Origin of the sequence: Thiomicrorhabdus indica (assembly GCF_004293625.1) — a bacterium.
GTDB classification, from domain to species: Bacteria; Pseudomonadota; Gammaproteobacteria; order Thiomicrospirales; family Thiomicrospiraceae; genus Thiomicrorhabdus; species Thiomicrorhabdus indica.
In genome coordinates this window covers 2,027,486-2,049,721 of sequence record NZ_CP033040.1, presented here as the reverse complement: position 1 = coordinate 2,049,721, position 22,236 = coordinate 2,027,486, and the positions used below count along the sequence as shown (strand labels likewise).

Annotated in this window: 15 protein-coding genes and 1 tRNA gene; all 16 read left to right on the top strand. The window is 38.0% G+C overall.

What is annotated here, in order from left to right:
• The first annotated feature begins 323 nt into the window (after positions 1-323).
• The 16 genes from dptF to D9T12_RS08935 all read left to right on the top strand — a co-directional run bounded on the left by dptF (position 324) and on the right by D9T12_RS08935 (position 22,176).
• Positions 324-1,907, top strand: a complete 1,584-nt coding sequence (dptF, locus tag D9T12_RS09010; RefSeq protein ID WP_130537864.1) for a DNA phosphorothioation-dependent restriction protein DptF — start codon at positions 324-326, stop codon at positions 1,905-1,907.
• Positions 1,897-3,204 (top strand): DNA phosphorothioation-dependent restriction protein DptG, encoded by a 1,308-nt coding sequence (dptG, locus tag D9T12_RS09005; protein ID WP_130537863.1) that lies wholly within the window; start codon positions 1,897-1,899, stop codon positions 3,202-3,204. The genes dptF and dptG overlap by 11 nt, the downstream gene beginning before the upstream one ends.
• Positions 3,185-8,206, top strand: a complete 5,022-nt coding sequence (dptH, locus tag D9T12_RS12470) for a DNA phosphorothioation-dependent restriction protein DptH (RefSeq protein WP_206199086.1) — start codon at positions 3,185-3,187, stop codon at positions 8,204-8,206. The genes dptG and dptH overlap by 20 nt, the downstream gene beginning before the upstream one ends.
• The gene (locus D9T12_RS08995) at positions 8,203-9,099 is read left to right on the top strand and encodes an AI-2E family transporter (protein WP_130537862.1); all 897 of its coding nucleotides are present in this window, start codon (positions 8,203-8,205) and stop codon (positions 9,097-9,099) included. Before dptH ends, D9T12_RS08995 begins: the two co-directional genes overlap by 4 nt.
• Positions 9,096-10,370 carry a DGQHR domain-containing protein gene (locus D9T12_RS08990; RefSeq protein ID WP_165395081.1) on the top strand — a complete coding sequence of 425 codons (1,275 nt, stop codon included), beginning with the start codon at positions 9,096-9,098 and terminating at the stop codon, positions 10,368-10,370. Before D9T12_RS08995 ends, D9T12_RS08990 begins: the two co-directional genes overlap by 4 nt.
• A gap of 67 nt (positions 10,371-10,437) precedes the next feature.
• Positions 10,438-11,514: a DNA sulfur modification protein DndB gene (gene dndB, locus D9T12_RS08985; protein ID WP_130537860.1), complete on the top strand. Its 1,077-nt coding sequence runs from the start codon at positions 10,438-10,440 to the stop codon at positions 11,512-11,514.
• Positions 11,511-13,079, top strand: coding sequence for a DNA phosphorothioation system sulfurtransferase DndC (dndC, locus tag D9T12_RS08980; RefSeq protein ID WP_130537859.1), 1,569 nt, complete (start codon positions 11,511-11,513; stop codon positions 13,077-13,079). Before dndB ends, dndC begins: the two co-directional genes overlap by 4 nt.
• Positions 13,076-15,034 carry a DNA sulfur modification protein DndD gene (dndD, locus tag D9T12_RS08975; RefSeq protein ID WP_130537858.1) on the top strand — a complete coding sequence of 653 codons (1,959 nt, stop codon included), beginning with the start codon at positions 13,076-13,078 and terminating at the stop codon, positions 15,032-15,034. Before dndC ends, dndD begins: the two co-directional genes overlap by 4 nt.
• A complete protein-coding gene (locus tag D9T12_RS08970; RefSeq protein ID WP_130537857.1) occupies positions 15,031-15,387 on the top strand; it encodes a DndE family protein in 357 nt (118 codons plus the stop codon). The genes dndD and D9T12_RS08970 overlap by 4 nt, the downstream gene beginning before the upstream one ends.
• A gap of 9 nt (positions 15,388-15,396) precedes the next feature.
• Positions 15,397-15,666 (top strand): hypothetical protein, encoded by a 270-nt coding sequence (locus tag D9T12_RS08965; protein WP_130537856.1) that lies wholly within the window; start codon positions 15,397-15,399, stop codon positions 15,664-15,666.
• Between the two features lie 597 nt (positions 15,667-16,263).
• Entirely contained in the window at positions 16,264-16,746 is a 483-nt protein-coding gene (locus tag D9T12_RS08960) for a CinA family protein (protein ID WP_240693160.1), read from the top strand.
• Between the two features lie 327 nt (positions 16,747-17,073).
• Positions 17,074-18,126: a recombinase RecA gene (recA, locus tag D9T12_RS08955; RefSeq protein WP_130537855.1), complete on the top strand. Its 1,053-nt coding sequence runs from the start codon at positions 17,074-17,076 to the stop codon at positions 18,124-18,126.
• 20 nt (positions 18,127-18,146) lie between these two features.
• Positions 18,147-18,758, top strand: a complete 612-nt coding sequence (locus D9T12_RS08950; RefSeq protein WP_130537854.1) for a regulatory protein RecX — start codon at positions 18,147-18,149, stop codon at positions 18,756-18,758.
• Positions 18,759-18,853: 95 nt separating this feature from the next.
• Entirely contained in the window at positions 18,854-21,445 is a 2,592-nt protein-coding gene (gene alaS, locus D9T12_RS08945; RefSeq protein WP_130537853.1) for an alanine--tRNA ligase, read from the top strand.
• Between the two features lie 239 nt (positions 21,446-21,684).
• Positions 21,685-21,900, top strand: a complete 216-nt coding sequence (csrA, locus tag D9T12_RS08940) for a carbon storage regulator CsrA (RefSeq protein ID WP_130537852.1) — start codon at positions 21,685-21,687, stop codon at positions 21,898-21,900.
• Between the two features lie 183 nt (positions 21,901-22,083).
• Positions 22,084-22,176, top strand: a tRNA-Ser gene (locus D9T12_RS08935).
• Positions 22,177-22,236 lie beyond the last annotated feature (60 nt).

Sequence of the window (22,236 nt, the reverse complement as noted above, 5' to 3'; positions counted from 1 at the left end):
TAGTTCGACAACATCTATTGTCTCTTATAAAAGTGTCCACTGCTATTAGACCAGTTCATTTTGTTTAATGTGTAGAATTATTACGCAATAAAACTACAGTTTCATTGAAAGGTTAGAGATACAGGCTTTGAACATTCTTTCAAAATCCTCTTCTTATGCAGTGAGAACAATTCGAGAAGAGCAGCCATAAGTTGACTTATCCAAATTGCAGCAAGCACTGCAAATCTTTGAAGTGCTGAAACAGAAAATCACCGCCTTCCTAAAGCAAAATGCAGTAACATGATGCTTTTTATGACACGGTTTCATTAAACTAGTTGGAAATTATGAAATTACAAAATCTAGTTGATCAACTCTCAAAGTCTTCACCCAATGCAGTTTTTACAGCCAACTCAAATTCATTGAGTGAAAGATCAATTCACGATTATCTATATATCGAAACAGAAATAGAATCAGATTTTATTAGGTTGCTTGAAGGCTCAAGAGCCAAAAAGAAAGTTATATTTCTTTGTGGAAGTAGTGGAGATGGAAAGTCTGCGCTTATTGGAAGAAATATCAATAATTTTGAGTCATTTTGTGATTTTCACATTGATGCAACGCATAGTTTTAGCCCAACTCAATCGGCAATTGAAGCCTTGGATCAAAGGTTTGATGAATTTAAAGCGAATAATCGATCTTTGGTGGTAGGTATTAATATCGGAATACTTCTAAACTATGCTAAAGAAGGTGCTGATTCTCACCTGGATATAAGAAAAGATATTAATGACTTTGTTGATAAAGGCGTAGCAAAGGGTATTGCTAGCTTTATAAACTTTGAGGATTATTCCAAGTTCAGTTTTTCCAATGGGACTGTTCAATCTAAGTTTATCCGAGATTTATTTCAAAAGGTGTTTGATAAGAATGAAAGTAACCCTTTCTATTCAGCATATTTGAATGATGTGAATAATGGTGAAGATAGTCAAGTTCACAAAAATTTTAGGATGCTTTCGTTTGAATGTGTTCAAAAATTAATTGTTGAGTTATTAATTGATATTCACCTGAAATACGAACAGTTCTTGACAGCTAGAAGCTTGCTGGATTTTTTATATGGTCTTTTAGTTTCGCCTCGTATACCTTCAACAACATTATTTGAATCTTCTGAAAGTGCGATATTTGAAAATCTCCGTAAAGAGGACCCTTGCTTAATTCGTGAAGAGCAGATAGACACTCTCATTTTAGAAGCAAGAAGTAATAAAAAACTTCCTGAATTAGAATTTTTTTTAAGAGAGTTAAATGATGTTTTGGGGGCTGAGTTTCTAGCTAGAGAGGATGTTGCAACTATTATACGAACAATGTATTTGTTCAAAGAATATTCTTTTGAATCAAGTTATATAGAAAGATATAAAAAAATATTTGATAGAAGGGATGTCATCGACTTCTTGGAAATTATTGATGCGCACAGGGAAGAAAATGACAGAGTTATTCAAGACTTCTACTCTGCTTTAGAAAGTGCTGTTATGTCTTATGCAAATAAGAGCTTTCCAACACTTACCGATAGAAACTTAGTTGTTCTAACAGAGATTAACGATCATGCTCTGTGCTCTAATGTGGAATTTGATGTGGACTGGGATGCTATTGCTTCTCACGAACAAAAATCACTTCACAACTTTCCATGTTGCTTGAAAATAAATGATGAGCCTCTCTCAAAGTTTGATTTTTCCTTGGAGGTTTGCAATTTAATTAATTCAATCAATAAAGGCTATCGGCCAAATAAGCATGATAGGAATACGGTTATTATCTTCGAAGAATTAATTGAACATATTATTGATAAAGCTAAAAGCTCTAACAAAATTGTCATTGTAAAAGATTCAACTGCATATGAGTTTAAAAATAGTGGACATAAAATCAAGGTGAGTAAACATGCTTCATAAATTAGAGTCTGCTTCTGTAGAGTTAATAGGGATCAAAAACGTTCCTCCAGAAAGTTATTATCCGTTAACTGCCAAAGATGTAAGTAAAACCCCTGTTTATGACCTTAAAGAAATCATGGGACTTTTAGTCTCTTATGTATCGGAAAAAAAATTGCCTTACAAGTTTGATTATGATGAGTTTAAAGCTTCATTGTTATCGGATTTGAAAAAAGACTTAAGTGATCCTACTGCCATAGATGTAATAGAAGCTGTTTTCTTTCCAGAAAATAAAATACCTACATTTTCTATTGCTTTGTTTCAGGCACACACTGCGAGCGAAAAATCACGAAAGTTTTTTCAAGTTTTCAAGCTTTTGATGAAACAAGACGATTATCAGATTAAGTTAAGTACTAAACTTAATTTTCTTGAACAGAGAGTTGAGGACTATTTTTTAGAAACTCTGGAAGTTAATAATCACAATGATCAAACGGTCTCGTACTTACCGTTTTTAGATGATTTATTTACCCAAGACATCGCGTTTTTGTCGAGAACCCCGACTTTCTTTAAAGAGAATGCAGAAAAGTTTTTACAGTTATATCTGTTCTTGTATGTGTCTCAGCTGGCTTTAAACCTACATCCTCATACATTTGAGAGACCTGTGTCTAGACCCCTGTATTTTATGCTGAACTATGAAAAGGCAAGTAAGGAGAGGTCAAAACTCGTTCATAACGGTTATAAGACGTTATATGAGCATGCCAAGTACATTTTCCCTTATTTGTCTTTACTAGAAACATTACAAAAAGTAACTGAGCAAGAGGATTTGAGGTTGTACGAGCTTCCAGAGCAGGTAGGAGACTCTCAGTCCGCTATTAATGCTGTTGATCAATTCAACAAAGAGTTTAGGCTAGCTAGAAAACTACCAGAAAAAGATTTCAGTTCAATGAGTTTAAATCAATCTTTAAATGAACTTATGAACTCATGTTACGAGCAGTTTAAAGATCAAAGTACTCGTGGTGATGTCTTTGAAAAATATCGTCGTGCATTCGACAGACAGATATGTAGTCCATTTACTCAAGCTAGACAAGGTTTCGGGAAAATTCTTGTATTTGATCAAGATTATATTGTGTTGCTAACCAATATTGCTATTGCTGATAAGGGACAGATTCGTTTTCAAGAGTTAATTTCAAAGTTTGAAGCAAGAGGTGTTTATTTTGATCAAAAATCCAAAATGGCATTATTAGATTTATTTGAGAAAGTAGGGAATATTGATAGAAAAAGTGATAGTGGAGATGCTGTATATGTCAAATCAACCATTTAATGATTTTTTAGTTAATAATATGGTTTCATGGCTGGAAAAATATATTCAAGCAGGTTATCGCTATCGTTTTTTTTCTGATAATAAAAAGCAAATTGTCGGTTTATTAGACTCATTAAAAGTAATGAGCCAATCTTCTGTCGAGTTTTCTGGAATAAAATTACCTGTTGTTCATATCTCTGGAGTAGATTTAATTTTTGTTAATGATGTTGAAGGTGAAATGAATGAAAACTTCATTTCAAATTTAAGGGACTCAACAAAACCGGACGCTGATGTTCTTAATAACCATGCTTTGCTTGTTCTACACCAAAGTTCTTTAGATACATTAATAAATAGTGCGACTGATTTGTCAATCGGTGATGGACCTTTAAATCCTGTTGTAGCTCAACGCATTTTAGAAGAAAAATCAAAAAACTCCTCCCATCCTAAGCTTTTTAACGTCTTAATTGAGAATCAAGCTAGGTATATTGAGGCGACAGAACAATCCATTTTTGGCTATGAAAGCATTTTTAACTCCATTAATTCTGATGAGCTTGATTTTAAAAGCTTGGGATTGTTCGAGGATAAAGACCTTCAGAATTTATATTCAGTTCCGAAAATTAGAAAAAGAATTGAAGAAAATAAAAAGTTGTATGAAGAAGTTGAGAAAGCTGTAGTCGAATTTCCTAATGAATTAGAAGATCAGCTGACAAAGTATTCACCAGAATTTGTGGCGGAAAATTTGACTGTTGATATATGGGATTCGGTAACGTTTACGGATCTTCAAAACGAAATACAGAAAAATAGAAATACATCGCTCACTTTTGATAATAATAAATTCATCACAACAGATGATTTTTATATTCGAGACGATAGCACAAATAAGGCTGGCCAAAGGCAAAAGAATATCATTGTGTTTTCTGATGATGAAGATGTACGAATGTCGTTCAAGTTTAATGTGTCAGGTCTAAGTTCAAGCGATTTCAGTTTTATGGAAAGTAGTTGTAATTTAACTGCTGAAAATTTGATGTTCTCTAATCGAAGTGCCACGGTTAACTTTAAAAGAGATGATACCCCAGTATTTTTCAGGCTAAGAGTTAAGACTAATAACTCTTCAGACACGCATTTTTTCAAAGTGTTGGTTATTCCTTCTGGAATGTTTAATTTAGAAGATATTAAAAATAACTACATAGTCAAACCAAAAGAAAAAAGCCTATTACTAAAGCTGGATTCTTTTCAGTTAAATTTTGCTGAAGCTGGTGGTGATTCAAAACCTATTCAGTTGGCACCAAATGCGACGTCTATCAATATTGATCAAACGCCATTCGTAGATTTTTACAACTTGTATCAAGCTCATGATGAAGTCTCTATTGCCATTACTAATGGTATGCAGAGTATTAATTTATTGCTTGAGAATGAGCTATCAGAGGATAGTCTTCTTTTACCTTTGATTTTAGATGCAAAAAGGTTCGATTGCTTATTTGATCAAGGAGTAGATGCTGAGTTCAATTCAATTAAAAATAAGGCAATTTTAGATAATCGTGAATATAACTTAAGGGGTGAACGAAGCTCACTTGTTCATTATGAATATCGGTTCATTGATGAAGGTTTATATTCGATTGCTTCAGATGATATTAATTCAATTGAAGTTCTTGCTGACATCGCTCCAGAAGTGCACTCATCTTACAAAGCACTGTTTCAGTATTTTGAGAGCAAGAAGACTGTTCCTTCTTTGTGTGCGTGGAATAATGAGGTACGAAGCTTAGCAATCGATTGTGTTAATAGCTTTTTACGTTATGTGGGTGATTTACAAAAAGACGCAGATTTTAATCTACAGAATAGAATCGTTTTTGAAGTCGGGATGGTGAATATAAAGCAAAGGCAGTTTTTATCTCCGTTTTCTCCTCTTATTTTGGCCTATATCGTCCATTTAACAGAAACTGTCGTAGAAGATGTAACAGGTAGTTTTAAAGATCTCTACAGCATCAGTTTAAAGAGATTAAATGCAAAGGGGCTGTTTCCTTACCTGTTCATTGACCATCAAAATTATTCTTATACTCAAGCAGTTGAAGAGAATCAGTTATGGCTCGAGTTCATCCCAAATGAAGAAAGTGAATTAAGCTACATATCAAAACTAACTGCTGAAAAAATGTTTGAGTTCAAGGCGGCGTTTAGTTCGTTGTTCTCTATTCATCCAGATAGACCTTTAATTATTAACAGTATAAATAATGGTTCTAATGAGGAACTCTTTGAAGGTATTATCAGTTTCTTTAAAAAAACAATAGAGACCCCAACGCCATTGATTGTTAATCTTTATGATGACCAGCTTCAAGAAACTGCGTTTGACGTTTTTTCTGATTTGGATAGTGTTTCAGAAATTCAAGAAAGGTTTAAGTTAAGGGGGGATAACGTAAATGCGCTTATTGATCTTTTGCGAACCAATATATCTTATTCCAAGAAGCACTCATCTGAAGATCAGGATTATTGTGATTTATCTTTCTTTAAGAATAATGAGAAAGTTCAGGTCAGAGATTCTAACGTCAATAATCGTTTGTCTGGCTTGGCGTTTAATGGATTAATATCGGGTGAAAGTTCTGAAAAAAACGGTGAAAACTATTTCAGTGGCTTTGGCCTAAAGAATGTACCGAATACTGATTTACCAATTATCAAAGTCGCAAAAGCATATAACGCTATTCAAAGATCTGTGTATGAGCCTGGAACGGCCTATGATCCAGATCGAGTAATGGCTTTGATGATTAGCGACAATTTTAAGAATCTATTAAAGAAATCTTATTCGAGCGCATATTGGACAGTCATTATCGATCCAAAAGTGACTTTAGACTTTTTTGACTCGAATAATGAGCTGATATTGATTCATTACTCTGATCAATATAGCTCGTCAGCGAACTATGACGCTATCACGGTAACGGCTAAGAGTGACTTATATGCTGATGTAGTAGGTTCAAAGAAGATAATTAGTGAATTTAATGCCTTTAATGGTGAATGGCTAATCAAAATGGTTACTGACCCAGAGACCATTAAAAAAGAAAAAAATGGCGTTATTTCTGCCTACAAGTTCATAACAGCGGCATTATCAAAAAGTAATGTTACTTGGGTGCCAATATCGGTCGCTGAAATGATTAGAGTTTCAGGTAACGTTGGTCTATCTATGAGTAAGGGCGATTTTTCTCGTTACAACGAGAGTCAATCAGATTCAGATCTAAAGTTAGGACCAATTTCAGATGATATCTTATTGGTTGGGTTTAGTGATGAAGGCGTCATCTTATATCCTGTAGAGGTTAAATCAGGTTCTGGCGATATTAAAAAAGCCAGAAAACAGGCTTTAGCACTACAAACCTATTTATATGAACATTTATTCGCTGGTGATAGCTTCAAAAGTAAATTGCTAAAAAGCTTGTTTATTCGACAAGTTTTTATGCAGATAGAAAAATATAAACTGTATAACGTCTTTGATGAAGACTATTTTGAAGACTTAATTGGAAAACGAGAACGTCTTTTAGATGGTAGCTATAAACTAATAAAGGCTAAAAATCATAGTGGCGGAGCTGTCGTTGCTTTCTTAACTAGTTTGTTGGATACAAATTTACAGTTTATCGACAATGTTCTCGAAGTAAAAATGCCATATGACTTTATTAACAGTATGTTGGAAAGTTCATTTGGTGATGTTCGTTCACGAATCTTGAACGGTGAATTTGGTATTGGTAATAAGCTAGATGAAATCCAAGTGAAATTTTCTTCAACTGTGGATGCTTGCGATAAACCTTCTGGTGAACTCGATGATAATAGTGTTAGTGAGTTAGTTGCTGAAGGTAGTGAGATAGAAGAAGAGCCAAAGTTTGAAACCAGTTTAGAAAAAGTTTCAAATCAAGAGAAGCAAGGACCTTTAGAGGTTAAGTTTGGTTCTGGAGTTATCGATGATAAAGATATTATTTGGTATCCGACAGATACGACTAAGACCTTAAATACCAATACGGGTATTATTGGCACAATGGGTACGGGTAAGACACAGTTTACCAAGTCACTGATTGCGCAACTACAACGTAACCAGCATAACAACGTAAATGGCACACCTATCGGAATTCTGATTTTTGATTACAAAGGCGATTACATTAAAGAGGAATTTACTGAGCCGACGAGTGCGAAGGTTTTAGATCCATATCATCTGCCTTTTAATCCGTTAGCGTTATTTGGTGAAAAGCCTTTATTACCAGTCCATACTACCAATCTGTTTAAAACCACTTTGGCTAAAGCGTTTGGTTTGGGAACAGTACAGCAATCAACTTTAAGCCGAATCGTTTTAGAGGCTTATGATCGAGCAGGAATCAATCGAGCGAATAAAACCACATGGTCAAAGCCTGCTCCAACCATTCAAGATGTTTGGGAGGTTTTTATCAATGAGGAGGATACCAAGCAAGATTCATTGTATGCATCTTTACAAAAGCTGATCGATTTCCAAGTTTTTGAACCACTTTCTGAGAACACAAAAACGCTCTATGACTTTGTTGATGGCATCACTGTATTGAATCTGTCTGGTTATGATCCTGATCTCCAGAATCTAATTGTTGCAATCACCTTAGATATTTTTTATACCCAAATGCACATAAAAGGCTCTTCTAAACTGGATGGGGATTATCGCCAAATTACCAAAATGGTATTGGTTGATGAAGCCGATAACTTTATGTCGCAAGACTTTGAAAGTTTGAAAAAGATTCTCAAAGAAGGGCGTGAGTTTGGGGTGGGTACCATTTTATCAACGCAGCAATTAACGCACTTCAAGACCTCAGAAGACAACTATGCGAACTACATCCAGTCATGGATTGTGCATCAGGTCTCAACGATTAAGTCAAGTGATATTACTTCAATTTTTAATATTAGTAACAAGCAAGAAGCGGAATCGCTCATGGAGCAAATTCGAACGCTTGAGAAGCATTACAGTATCTATGTTGATGGTGATAAGAAAATGACAAAAATGCGTGATTTAGCGTTTTGGGAATTAGACAAATGATTAAAGCTTTATTAATGACGGCATTCATTGGTGTGAACTTATTTATCCATCAAAATGCTTTGGCGCACGATAGTTCGTCGAGTCCAAAAATAGATAAAGGTATTGAAAAACTTGAAAGCGGAAGTTCTTCCAAAATAAATGATTTGACTAAACAAGTTGAATCGTTGAGTGAACAATTGAATAAGTTATTAAGCAATCAGAGATGTCAAGAGCAACAAGCTAAACTTCATATTAATGGGTATGAACTTGCTCTTATCAAAGAAGATTTTCAAGAGATTAATAAAAAATTTGACTCTTATGATTATGTATTATCTTTGGTTTTTAATTTGTGGACAATGTTTGGGGCTACAATTATCTTGTTAATCTTCGCTTATTTTAATTACAAAAATAAGTCGGAAATAAAAAAGTGGAGGGATGATGTAGATAGACTCAAAGCGGATGCTTCTGACCATTTTCAGACTGAAAAGCAAAAAAGTGTTGAACATCTTGAAACATTGAATTCGCAGTTGAGAACAGATTATGACAGACAATTTAGCCATGCTATCGAGGATATAAAAAATTTAAAAAGCAGAATTCGTTCGTGGGAAATATCTTTAGCGACAAGCCAGGATAGTTATGAAAACCTTAAAAGAGATACTAAAAACTATATTAATCAGGTGGATGGTCAGGTTAACGAATATTTAAATAATGTCAATATAGATTGGCAAAATATGCAAAAAGACTTAATCCAAGATGCAGAAAAATTGAATAACCTGCTTACTGAATATAAAACAAAATTAGCAGAGATAGGTGGGACTGCTAAACAAAATGATGAAACTGTAGTAGATGATGAAACTGTAGTAGATGATGAGAATTTGACAGGTGGCTTAGACCCATGGGGAGGGAAAGAATGAGTAGTATCAAGGTGTTACAAGTAACACAAATGGGTTCTAAGCCAGTTTACTTAGGTAAGGTGAAATTTAGTGATATAAAGGATAAGGTCAGGCTTACACAAAGACAAGAGTCAGATAGAGAGCAATTTCAAAGAAGAACAGATATAAGTCGAGTTAATTCAATATCAGATTTCTTGGGCAAACACGCAGGCAATGTATGCCCATTTGCAACTCCTATAATTTTAGCCCTAGAGCTTGAAAATGACCAAGATTTGGTAACTGAAAATGTAGATAAATACTTGCGGTCTGATGAAGCTAAAGCTGTCTTGATAAACGAAAATGGAAATAATGATCTCTCCATAGAGAGCATGTCATATGATTTGTATATTCCAGAGCATAAAAAATTCATTTTCATTGTAGATGGTCAGCACAGAATAGAAGGCGTAAGAAAGTTTTTAAAGGGCCAGAAGAATCTAGAGATGGATTTTGAGTTCTTAGTGACTTTTTTATTAGATTATGACTATTACGAGCAGTCTTTAGTTTTTGCCAATATTAACTTTAAACAAAAACCTGTAAACAAGTCTCTGTATTACGATATTTTTGGATCGTACCCTGGAAGGAATACGTTTACTTTTGTTCATTTCCTTGTTAAACGAATCAATGAGTCTGTTGAGTTAGGGGGTATTGTAAAAATGCTTGGGACAGGAAAGGGGATTCTGTCTCAGGCCTTTTTGGTTGAAACGTTTATGAAAATTCTTGATCGCAAGGGAGTTCTCTATCAAATATATAAGAGTTATGAGGAGGAAGACAACGCATCAACAGATTATCTAAATATTTCAGATATACTTATTTCTTACCTTGAGTTTTACTTAATCAATTTTAAAGACTATTCCCCACAGAGAGTTGAGAAAGAAAAATACCCTGGAGAATTAGTATTCAGCTCATATGACTACGATGGGTATTTGTTTAAAGCTGTAGGTATGTTTGGTGTTTTAATGCTTTTTAATGACTTATTTGAAAATGGTAATTTGACAATAAAAAATGCAGAACGAGATGTGGTGCATGAACGTCTAAATAAAGCGTTTAATCTTTTCGTTTCTGATCCGTCAATCCAAGATAAACTTTTTAACGATCCAGTTTTAGCTGGTTCTGGAAGTGCAAGCCTTCAAACGCGTTTTTATCAAAAAATCTATTGTTTAGTTTTCGGTAAGGAATCTTTCGTTTCTAAATTTCCTAGAAGCTCTTTAGACAAAATTTTTGATAATGATGTATGTAAAGTAATTTCAAGGTAGATTGGAAGTTTAATTTAACTTCCTTGTGTGTAATAATTACTTCCATTAATTTTATGGAAGTATTTTAATGTCCGATTTTTTTCATTCGTTCCCTGCTGTCAGGGGCGTTCAAGCTGGACGCCCATGCTTTATTGCAATGTGTCCATTGCGAGTTATCCCAAAGATTTTTGTATTTAATGAGTTTGATGTGCCTGCGGATTTGCGTGCACAGCGTACTCTCAACAAAAATCGCATACCTGAAATAGCAAATTACCTTGTCGAAAACCGTGCTGAATACACGCTTTCTTCGTTAACAGCATCAATTAATGGTGATGTTGAATTTGAGCAAATTTCAGAGTCAGGGTTCTCTCAAAATATGGGGGTGTTGAAGATCTCAATGGATTCTCAGATTTTGTTGAATGACGGTCAGCATCGCCGTGCAGCCATAGAAGAGGCGATTAAAGAAAACCCTGACCTAGGACACGACCAGATTTCAGTGGTTTTCTTTATTGATGAAGGGTTGGTCAGAAGTCAGCAGATGTTTGCAGACTTAAATAAACACGCTGTGCGACCGAGTACATCAATTGCCACCCTTTATGATCATCGTGAGGCGCTTTCTAATACAGCTCGCCATATTATGACGCAAGTAAAAGTGTTTAGCCGTTTAACAGAGGTTGAAAAGGCGAGCATTTCTAACCGAAGTACCAAACTGTTCACTCTCAGTGCCATCAAAAATGCCACTCAAGCTCTGTTGTCTAAGAAAAAGAATGCAGAAATTTCTGAAGAAGAGTCTCAGTTAGCGGCTGATTTTTGGCAGTTTGTTTGTGACCAGATGGAAGACTGGAGACTTGCTGCCGAGAGACAGTTACAACCCGCTGAGTTACGTTCTGAGTATATTCATGCGCATGGTTTGGCTTTACAAGCAATTGGCTCCATCGGAGCAGAATTGATAAACGATAAATCCAGTTGGGTTGTGTTGAAAGGCTTGTCAGACATTGATTGGTCACGTCACCACCATCAATGGAATAATCGTGCTTTATCCAATGGACGTGTTAGTAAGTCTTCAAAGAATATTGGTTTGACTGCCAATTTAATCAAGCAACAATTAGGCTTAGCACTTACCGAAAAACAACAAGAATTAGAGAAAGGCTTTGCGAAGCAATGAGCGAATTTGTGTATGAAAATCATGACTCAATGGTTTGGGATGAGAACTTAACTTTTGCAGGCAAACCCCTTAAGCAAACTATTGAGGATATCAAAGAGGTTTATCTTGCCGATAAACGTTCTTGGATTATTGGTTTTAGTGGTGGCAAAGACTCTACGGTGATTTTGTCACTGGTTTATCAAGCCATCTTGAGTATTCCTGAGTCAAAACGTTCAAAGCCTGTCTATGTGGTGTGTTCCGATACCTTGGTAGAAACTCCCGTGGTTGTTAACTTAATTAAAAACGTTCTTAATGCTGTTGATAAAAGTGCAAAGAAGAATAATTTGCCGATTAGTACTCAAATGGTCGTTCCCAAACAAGCTGAGACCTTTTGGGTGAACCTTCTTGGTAAAGGTTATCCAGCACCAACGCGTTCTTTCCGCTGGTGTACCGAGCGAATGAAGATAAAACCTGTTTCAGAGTTTATTGAAGATAAAGTCTCTAAATTTGGTGAAGTGATCGTTGTATTGGGTTCTCGTCGCGCAGAGAGTGCTTCACGTGCGCAATCGATTGAAAAACACAGTATTGAAGGCAGTGTTTTATCACGCCATTCTTCCTTGCCTAATGCCTATACCTATATGCCTATCGAAGATTGGGAAGCAGATGAGGTGTGGGAATATCTATTGAGTGCCCCAGCGCCTTGGTGGATGTCTAACCAAGAATTATTTGATATGTATAAGGGTTCTAATCAAGGTGAGTGCCCATTGGTGATTGATAAGCATACACCCTCCTGTGGAAACTCTCGTTTTGGTTGTTGGACTTGTACAGTGGTGACAGAAGATAAAGCGCTTCATGGTCTCATTGAATCAGGCATGGAGTGGATGCGCCCGTTTTTGGATTTTCGAAATATGCTTTATCAAACAACGCTTCCTGAAAATAAGAAGGAATACCGAAATTACCGCCGCCGAAGTGGTCGAATTGATCTCATGCGGCAAAAAGATGAGAAAGGGCACTTAATAACAGCCTTGAATGAAGATGGCAGTATTAATGAAGAGTACGATCCTAATTATGTTCCAGGACCGTATTGGATGAAGTATCGCCAACAATGGTTGCGTGAATTACTTGAAATTCAGAAAAAGGTAGATGAGCAAGGGCATGATCATTTAGCCATTACTGATGATGAATTGGTGCAGATACGCCGCGAATGGTTAATGGATCCAATTGAGCCTGATTGGTCTGATTCTTTACCTAAAATTATCGCTGAACTTTACCCAGAAAAAATGAACTTGTTCCCAAGTCGTGATATCGGTGCTTTTGGTGAAACAGAGCTTAATGTTATAAAACAGGTGGCGGATGAAGAAAAAATCTCACCAATTCTGTTAAAGAAAATCATTGATGCAGAAGTGGAAGTAAGCGGCTTAGGAAATCGTAGAGGGATTCGTAAAAAAATTGAATCTATTCTTCGACAAGATTGGGATGAGTTAGATAGCACGATGGAAAAGGCCATTGGGTATAAGCGTGAAGTTGAAGTATTCAAAGATGTTAGAACAGAGTTGGAGAAGACCTTGCAGGAGCTAACACGATGATTATCGAGAAGCTAGTATTGAATAATTTTCGTGTATTTAAAGGCTTTCACGAGATCGATTTGAGACCTAAATCTAACGGTAAAAATAAACAGCCCGTAATCTTATTTGGCGGCTTAAATGGCGCGGGTAAAACCTCGATATTGACAGCGGTTCGTTTAGGAATTTTTGGTGCGCGTTCATTTGGAGCATCTTTGACTAAGCAGCAGTATAAGTTGCAGCTTAAGGAACTTACTCATCAATCTAAAGATGGCTTATCGGCTGATGACTGCTTTGTAGAAATTTATTTTCAGTACGTTAAACAAGGTGAAAAAGTTCAATACCGAATTCGCCGTTCATGGTTGCAGTCTAGTGGAGAAGAAGATCTGACCATTTACGAAAATGGATTTGCTTTAAGTGAACTTTCTAATGAGCAAGCTCAAAGCTTCTTATTGGACTTAATTCCTGTTGGTGTAGCGGATCTGTTCTTTTTTGATGGCGAGAAGATCAAAGAACTCGCCGAAGAAGAAGATAATTTGGTGCTCGCCGATGCTTTGAAAAAGATGGTCGGTATTGACTTCATAGAACGCGGTATTGCTGATTTATCCATTATTTTGCGAGAAAAGAACAAAGAAGCACTGGATGATGAAAAGCTTCAAATCGCAAACTCATCCGAAAAGAAGCTAAACGAATTAAGAAAAGAAATTAGTAGTATTGGTGAGCAAATACAATGCTTGAGGGATCAGCTTCGTATAGAAAAAAGTGAGTTGAATCGGCTTAATGACGTCTTGAAACAGGAAGGGGGTGAATGGTCTCTATCTCGTGATGATTTAATTGCAGAAGAAGCCCGCTTGAAATTGCAAAGAGAGCAATTTATTGCCGAAATTCAGGATGTTTTTCGTGGTGCTTTTCCTTTTGCAGTTGCACCTACATTTATGAAAAGACTATTTGCTGAAATTGAAAAAGCGAATAAATCTTCACAAGCAGCAGTTTTTAATCAAACTTTAGCAAGCAAAAAGGCTTTGTTAGCCAAATTAATTGGTGATGAAGTTGATTCTGAGCTTCTTGAAACACTAATGGATAAGTTGGCTGAACCTGAGCAAAAGGGGTTAATCAAGTTTGTTACTCCAACGGTTTTAAATCGAGTAGATAGCCTTAAACAAAATTCGACTCGTGATAAGAATGCTCTGAATAATGTACTTAATCAATTGGAAAAAACCGAAGCAGCCTTAGATGAACTTGGTAAAAACTTGGCACGAGTTCCTGATAAAGAGACCCTAAAGGAGCGTTTTGCAAAAGTCGCGAATCAAGAGGTACAGATTGCTAGCCTACAAGAGCAGCTTTTTGAAAAACAAACTTATGTGAAAGACATTATTGGTAAAGCGATTGCATTGACTCGTGTTTTAGAAACGCTCATGGTGAAAAAAGAAGGCGCACAAAAAGATGAAGAGTTAGTTGCGACGACGGAGAGTGCCATTTATGCATTGAAGTCAGTTTCTCAAGAGCTGTTACGAGTTAAGGTGCTTGAAATACAGAAACACTTTGCTCAGAGCTTCGGACGCATGGCTCGCAAGGAAGATATGCAAATGGGCATAGTGATTGATCCTACAAACTTCAGTACAAAGTTAGTATCAAGCAAAGGCTTTGAGATTGATAAAAATCGATTGTCGGCAGGTGAAAAACAAATTTATGCGCTCGCTATTTTGGAATCTTTAGGTAAAGCTTCGGGACGAAAACTGCCATTCATTATTGATACGCCTTTAGGGCGTTTGGATTCGAAGCATCGCGCAAAGATCGTCAATGAATTCTTTCCTAAAGTGAATGAGCAGGTCATTATTTTGTCTACTGATACCGAAGTAGATGAAGCTTTCTTTGCCGATTTAGAGCCAAGTATTTCTCATTCTTATGAGATTCAATATGATTCAACAAATGGTTCTAGCATTGTCTCAGAAGGGTATTTTTGGAGAGCGACAGCATGATTAATCTTCCGAATGAAATCACGTTATCTAGAAGTGTTACAAATAAATTTTCCGTAATTAAACAGCGAACAGGAGTCTCTCCGAACTTACTTAGTCGTGTCGCTCTAATGAAAGCCTTAGAGTCTGATGTGCAACTATCAGAGTTAAAGGATTTTATCGAAAGTGGGCAGAAGATTCCCAAGGATATTGCTTTTGGTGAAGATTCAGATATTTACCGTTTGGCTTTGGAAATGTATGCCAACGAGCAGAGCTTCACTGGTGATTTTAAGGTTCTCGTGAACAACTTGATTGAATACGGTGCTCATTCTATACCTCAAGTCAAAGCGATATCTGACTTTGCGAAACTGCCTTAAGGAGCTGTGATGACCAGAGAAGAGTTAACCAAGTATATTGAACAAAACCGTAAGGAAATGGATCAGCTAATTCTCGATAACCGCTATGAGTTTATCAAGCAGGATTTTGAAGAATTAGGTGAGTCTGATATTTTGCGACTCTACATGGAAGGTAATGGTGATTATGCTGTTCCAGAAAGACTCACCTCTGAACAGGTTGTGGTTGAACTTTTAGATGCTATTGATGCTTTTAAACAGGGTCAGATAGAATTGCCGAAATTGGCGGATTTGTCTGAATAAAAGCCCTCACGGATCTGATTTTTTATAAAAGAAAGTAGGGTGATTTTTTGAGTCTGAGAGGGTGTGAGATTCTTTGAAAAAATAGGTTACATAATCAAGCTCTAAGTGTTTGCTAGCCCGATGCTTGAGTGTGTTATCTAGCAAATTCTATCCAGTATGAATAGGCGTAACGGTTAGCGTAACTTTAACCTAAAATTATTCTAAATTCCTTGTAAATAAAGCTGTCTGTTACCAATGCATCATTGGAGTGTGGGTGGTTTTGGATTGCGCTTGTGCCATAGGTAAATGTCAGTTTGGAATGAGCAGATTGATTGAATGGCAAGATTTTATCAAACCCACACTAAGATAGCTGAGAGATTGACGCTTTTAAAACTTTACCGGCCGGTAAAGTTTTTATTTAGTTTTATTTGGTTTTTCTAAATGTATTGCAGGTGTTTTGCACTTATCTGCAAATAATAAAAAATGGAGTTTGTCGGATTTCGTTTTTTGCATACTGTCGAGTTTTTATGAAATGCGTTATTCTTATCAGCTTAGATTATATGAACCACACTGAATCAAGTTCTATTGGGGGGTTGAAAGGTGTGTTGGAGGTAAGACGTGTTTGAATTGGTAGAAAAAGTCGGTGAAGCTCTAAAATCAAAAGAAGTCATGATTGTGACGGCTGAGTCCTGCACTGGAGGAATGATTGCTGAATATTTAACGTCAGTGGCAGGAAGTACCGCTTGGTTTGATCGAGCCTATGTTACCTACAGTTATGAGTCCAAAGAAGAGATGCTTGGGGTTAATAAGCAAACCATTGTCAAAAAAGGCGCGGTCAGTGAAGCGTGTGTCATTGAGATGGCGATTGGTGCGCTTCAGCAATCACATGCAGGTATTAGTGTCAGTTGTAGCGGAATTGCTGGTCCGGGGGGAGGCTCCAAAGATAAGCCGGTCGGCACCGTTTGGCTGGCTTGGGCGATGCAGGGTTATGATGACGTTGTGACGCAATGTTTGCATTTTGAAGGTGATCGGGAGCAGGTGCGCCGTCAAGCTACGGAGTATGCTTTACTTGGTGTGTTGAAGCTTTTAGAAAAACTCTAAGTGAATTGTCAGTCGCATGCCATGAACTCAAAAAACAATCAGTTTTGCTTAGACTGAAAGCGCCTCTTCGGCGGCTAGGATTTCAAAGCATTGTGTGGGATAATCGCACGCCGATTTTTCAAGCAATTGATATGACGAAATGGAAAAGGTTAACAAATAAGTGAATTCCCATTGGTTTTGGGTGTGAATTTTTGTGCCAAACTGGGGTGGAAAAGTGAGTAAATTAATCTTGTAACACTTTTCAAGTTGCGAGCTTTGTGATTCAATACCTCTATCATTTGAGTCGTGTAATCTGGCTCGGTCATAATCATTAGAAGGATAATAAACATGGATGACAACAAAAAGAAAGCGCTGGCCGCTGCTTTAGGACAAATTGAAAAGCAGTTCGGTAAAGGTTCAATTATGCGCATGGGTGATAATACTGTGCCTCGTGACATTGAATCAGTCTCGACAGGCTCTCTTGGCTTGGATATCGCTCTGGGAATTGGTGGTTTGCCGCGTGGCCGAATTGTTGAAATCTATGGACCAGAATCTTCTGGTAAAACAACTTTAACCTTGCATGTGATTGCTGAAATGCAAAAAGCGGGTGGTACTGCAGCGTTTATTGATGCGGAACATGCTCTTGATCCAGGTTATGCTGAGAAGCTGGGTGTCGATATTGACAATCTACTGGTTTCTCAACCTGACACGGGTGAGCAAGCCTTAGAAATTACGGATTCTTTAGTGCGTTCAGGTGCGGTGGATATTGTAATTGTTGACTCGGTTGCTGCTCTGACGCCAAAAGCGGAAATTGAAGGGGACATGGGCGATTCTCACATGGGTCTTCAGGCGCGTTTAATGTCACAAGCATTGCGTAAATTGACGGCGAACATTAAACGTACGAATACGTTGGTGATTTTCATTAACCAGATTCGTATGAAAATCGGTGTTATGTTTGGAAACCCTGAAACGACAACGGGTGGTAACGCTTTGAAATTTTACTCTTCTGTGCGTATGGACATTCGCCGTATTGGTGCGATTAAGAAGGGTGAGGATATTCTAGGTAACCAAACTCGCGTTAAGGTTGTCAAAAACAAAGTTTCGCCGCCTTTTAAACAAGTTGAATTTGATATTTTGTATGGCGAAGGCATTTCACGCGAAGGTGAAATTATCGATTTTGCGGTACAAGAAAAGCTCATGGAAAAAGCCGGTTCTTGGTATAGCTATAACGGCAATAAGGTCGGACAAGGCAAGGACAATGTGCGCCAATACTTGAAAGACAATCCAGCAATTGCGGAAGAGCTGATGGTGCAGATTAAAGAAAAACTGATGCCAGCGAAAAAGGTGAAAGTCGAAGAAGCGAATGATGATGAATTTAGCTTGGATATGAATGCGGAATAATTACCCGGCCGGTAGCGTTTATGAAAGATGCTCAAGCATTTTTAGATGAATTAAAACAAAACGGTCAAATACCAGATTTTGGTGTTGAGAACCCTGATTCTAATGAGGGTTTTCTTGAACCTTTTGATGGAACTGCTACTGCACAAACCGCCTTGCGCCAAGAAATTGAAGCGCGGGCGGTTTCTTTGTTAGCAATACGTGAACATGGTGATAAAGAGCTTAAGCGAAAGTTAAAAACCAAGTTTCCGTTTTCGGAAGCTGTGCAAGTCAAATACCAATTGGATGAAATCACTTTATCAGAGATGATTATCGAGGTGGTAGAACACTGCAAAGCACAAAATTGGCAAAATGATGAGCGTTTTATTGAGCAAGCGGTTTTAAATTTGAGCCATAAGGGCCAAGGGCCTATGAAAATTCGCCAAAAGCTCCAACAGGCATCAAGTCGAAGTGATTTAATCGAGGCTTACCTAGATTGGGATTTTGAGGATTGGCTTGAGACTGCCCGTGAAGCGTTGCTGAAAAAATACGGCAATTTACAAAAGCCAGAAAGTCGAAACGAGCAAGCCAAACGAATGAGGTTTCTGCAAAGCAGAGGTTTTGGTAGCGATGTTATCTGGAAAGCGTTTGATTAATTAAATCTCTTACAAAAGTTTACTACCGGCCGGTCAATTGAATTATTTACCGGCCGGTAAAGTTTTTTATTTTTGATTATTTTAAGGTTATGAACATGACGAGTGCTGAACTCAGAAAAGCGTTTATTGATTTTTTTGTCTCTAAGCAACATACCGCGGTGCATTCTAGCCCTGTAATTCCACACAATGATCCGACATTGTTATTTACCAATGCAGGAATGGTTCAGTTTAAAGAGACATTTCTGGGTCAAGAAGTACGTGATTACAACCGTGCCACGACAGTACAGCGTTGTATTCGTGCCGGTGGTAAACATAATGATTTAGAAAACGTCGGTTATACCGCTCGTCACCACACGTTCTTTGAAATGCTTGGCAACTTTTCGTTTGGGGATTATTTCAAACGTGAAGCGATTGCTTTTGCTTGGGAATTTTTAACCAAAGAATTAAAGCTGCCAGAAGAAAAACTTTGGGTCACAGTCTTTGAAGAAGATCAAGAGGCCGAAGATATCTGGTTAAAAGAAATGGGTGTGTCGGCTGAACGTTTCTCCCGCTGTGGTGCGAAAGATAACTTTTGGCAAATGGGTGACACTGGGCCTTGTGGGCCTTGTTCGGAAATTTTCTATGACCACGGTGGAGATGTTGCCGGAGGTCCTCCAGGATCGCCAGATGAAGACGGTGACCGTTATATCGAAATCTGGAACTTGGTTTTCATGCAATTCGACCGTTCTGCGGATGGCACTTTAAACCCATTACCTAAGCCTTCGGTTGATACAGGCATGGGGCTTGAGCGTTTAGCAGCGGTACTGCAGGGCGTGCATAACAATTACGACATTGATCTGTTCCAAGCGCTGGTGAAAAAAGCGTCTGAGTTGACGGGTGAAAAAGACTTGACTAATAACTCTTTGCGAGTGATTTCTGATCATATTCGTTCATGCGCCTTTACCGTTGTTGATGGGGTTTTACCTTCAAATGAAGGTCGCGGCTATGTTTTGCGTCGTATTATCCGTCGTGCAATTCGCCATGGTTACAAGCTTGGACAAACACAACCTTTCTTCCATCAATTGGTTGGGACGCTTGTTGAGCAAATGGGTGAAGCCTATCCAGAGCTAAAGTCTGCACAAGCTGAAGTAGAGCGTGCTTTGAAGTTGGAAGAAGAACGTTTTGCCGAAACCTTAGAAAACGGAATGAAACTTCTTGAAGAATATATTTCTGGCATGGAAGGGTCGGTGATTGACGGTGACATGGCGTTTAAGCTTTATGATACCTATGGTTTCCCTCTGGATTTGACAGCAGATGTTGCACGTGAGAAAAACTTAACAGTGGATGAAGCTGGTTTCGGTAAAGCAATGGAAGCTCAGCGTGAACGTGCACGTTCTGCCAGCAACTTCGGCTCTGGCAAGGAGCGTATCGATTTTGATGGCGAAACTCAGTTTATCGGTTATGACCGTGACGAAGCGGACGCGAATATCCAAGCAATTTTTGTGGATGGTAAATCAGTTGATGAAGCCAAAGAGGGTACTCAAGCGGTTGTAATCTTGGATCAAACGCCTTTTTATGCAGAATCCGGTGGTCAGTCGGGTGACTGCGGTAGCCTGACTGAGGGGATGCACAGTTTCCATGTAGACGATACGCAAAAACAAGGTTCACTGTTTTTACATTACGGAAAAGTCTGCGCGGGTGACTTAAAAGTTGGTCAATCGGTACATGCAAAAATTGACATTGATAACCGTCGCGATTGTGAGCGTAATCACTCGGCAACGCATTTATTACATTCTGCACTGCGGGCTGTCTTAGGAACTCACGTTGGACAAAAAGGGTCTTTGGTAAAAGCGGACCGTTTGCGTTTTGACTTTTCGCATTTTGAGCCGATTGCCGCAGAGCAGTTGCGCGAAATTGAGCGCCTAGTCAACCTTGAGATAATGAACAATACACCGGTTACCATTTCTGAAATGGCAATTGAAGATGCCAAGGCACGAGGCGCTATGGCATTATTTGGTGAGAAGTACGGCGATACGGTTCGTGTGGTAGACATGGGCGATTTCTCTGTTGAGCTATGCGGTGGAACTCACGTCAATTCTATCGGTGATATTGGTCCTTTCCGAATTCTTTCTGAAAGTGGTATTGCTTCGGGTGTGCGTCGTATTGAGGCTATTACAGGTACTGCTGCTTGGCAGGCGTTGTACGCTCAAGAAGATGCCCTGAGTGAAGTTGCAGCCATTGTGAAATCTGACTCTAGTCAGGCGGTTAATAAAGTGGCACAGTTGTCTACAGACTTTAAAGCGCTTGAAAAAGAGTTGGCACAAATTAAGGCTAAAATGGCGGCTTCGCAAGGCGATGATTTAGCTTCCTCTGCTGTGAAAGTTGGTGATGTGAATGTGCTTGCAGCGAAACTGGAAGGTGCAGATCGTAATGTACTTCGTGACACCATTGATAAGTTAAAAGATAAACTGGAGCCAGCGGTTATTGTGCTGGCAGCCGTCGAAGGTGATGACAAAATTAGCTTGGTTGCAGGTGTGAGTAAATCAGCAACGAAAACCTTTAAAGCCGGTGAGTTGGTCAATCATGTTGCACAACAAGTTGGTGGAAAAGGCGGCGGTCGTCCAGATATGGCGCAAGCCGGTGGTAATGATCCAAGTAAGTTAGATGAAGCCTTGGCTTCTGTAACTGATTGGGCAAAATCCAAGTAATCTGTTTTTGCACCCTGTAAAACTAACCGGCCGGTAGATATGAGAATTTACCGGCCGGTTTTTTTTATGTGTAAAAAAGTGTTTTATCTTATTTAATCCATAGATAATAAAAATTTATTTGATTAGTTAATTGTCATCAATAAACAGTGAATTAGATTTATTCAATTGAACTTCAAAGTTCTCAACTGAATTTCGATTACGTATACTCCAAAAGTGGTTTTGGGCTATTGGAGGGTGCCATGTTAGTTTTAACACGACGAGAAGGTGAAACCTTGGTGATTGATGGAGATATCAAAGTCACTGTATTGTCGATTAAAGGGAATCAAGTTCGTATTGGCATTGATGCTCCAAAAGAGGTGCCAATACACCGACAAGAGCTTTTGAATTCTGATAATACTGAAGCCGCTAATAAGGATTCTATTCCAGACGACAAATTAGATATGAATTTGGACTGACTGTCTTGTTGCTAATTGGTTTAATTTACTCGGTCATTGATATTACATACTATTTCTTGACTGTGCTTTTTTGTTTCAAACCCTCTGTCGTTTCTTAATCTAGAAAGACATTTAGTAAAGATAAAAAAATCCTTTTTAAGAGGTTTACAAAAACTCAAGGGGCTTGTATCATACGCCCAACTTGGAGACGTGGCCGAGAGGCTGAAGGCGCTCCCCTGCTAAGGGAGTATAGGGTTTGTAGCTCTATCGAGGGTTCGAATCCCTCCGTCTCCGCCATTACATGGAAAACCAGTATTTTCAATAGTTTAAACGGCTTTGAGTACTGGTTTTTTTTCG

What these genes read in the sequence shown, in the direction of transcription:
- dptF (WP_130537864.1), top strand. Translation starts at nt 324, where the DNA reads ATGAAATTACAAAATCTAGTTGATCAACTCTCAAAGTCTTCACCCAAT.
- dptG (WP_130537863.1), top strand. Translation starts at nt 1,897, where the DNA reads ATGCTTCATAAATTAGAGTCTGCTTCTGTAGAGTTAATAGGGATCAAA.
- dptH (WP_206199086.1), top strand. Translation starts at nt 3,185, where the DNA reads ATGTCAAATCAACCATTTAATGATTTTTTAGTTAATAATATGGTTTCA.
- D9T12_RS08995 (WP_130537862.1), top strand. Translation starts at nt 8,203, where the DNA reads ATGATTAAAGCTTTATTAATGACGGCATTCATTGGTGTGAACTTATTT.
- D9T12_RS08990 (WP_165395081.1), top strand. Translation starts at nt 9,096, where the DNA reads ATGAGTAGTATCAAGGTGTTACAAGTAACACAAATGGGTTCTAAGCCA.
- dndB (WP_130537860.1), top strand. Translation starts at nt 10,438, where the DNA reads ATGTCCGATTTTTTTCATTCGTTCCCTGCTGTCAGGGGCGTTCAAGCT.
- dndC (WP_130537859.1), top strand. Translation starts at nt 11,511, where the DNA reads ATGAGCGAATTTGTGTATGAAAATCATGACTCAATGGTTTGGGATGAG.
- dndD (WP_130537858.1), top strand. Translation starts at nt 13,076, where the DNA reads ATGATTATCGAGAAGCTAGTATTGAATAATTTTCGTGTATTTAAAGGC.
- D9T12_RS08970 (WP_130537857.1), top strand. Translation starts at nt 15,031, where the DNA reads ATGATTAATCTTCCGAATGAAATCACGTTATCTAGAAGTGTTACAAAT.
- D9T12_RS08965 (WP_130537856.1), top strand. Translation starts at nt 15,397, where the DNA reads ATGACCAGAGAAGAGTTAACCAAGTATATTGAACAAAACCGTAAGGAA.
- recA (WP_130537855.1), top strand. Translation starts at nt 17,074, where the DNA reads ATGGATGACAACAAAAAGAAAGCGCTGGCCGCTGCTTTAGGACAAATT.
- D9T12_RS08950 (WP_130537854.1), top strand. Translation starts at nt 18,147, where the DNA reads ATGAAAGATGCTCAAGCATTTTTAGATGAATTAAAACAAAACGGTCAA.
- alaS (WP_130537853.1), top strand. Translation starts at nt 18,854, where the DNA reads ATGACGAGTGCTGAACTCAGAAAAGCGTTTATTGATTTTTTTGTCTCT.
- csrA (WP_130537852.1), top strand. Translation starts at nt 21,685, where the DNA reads ATGTTAGTTTTAACACGACGAGAAGGTGAAACCTTGGTGATTGATGGA.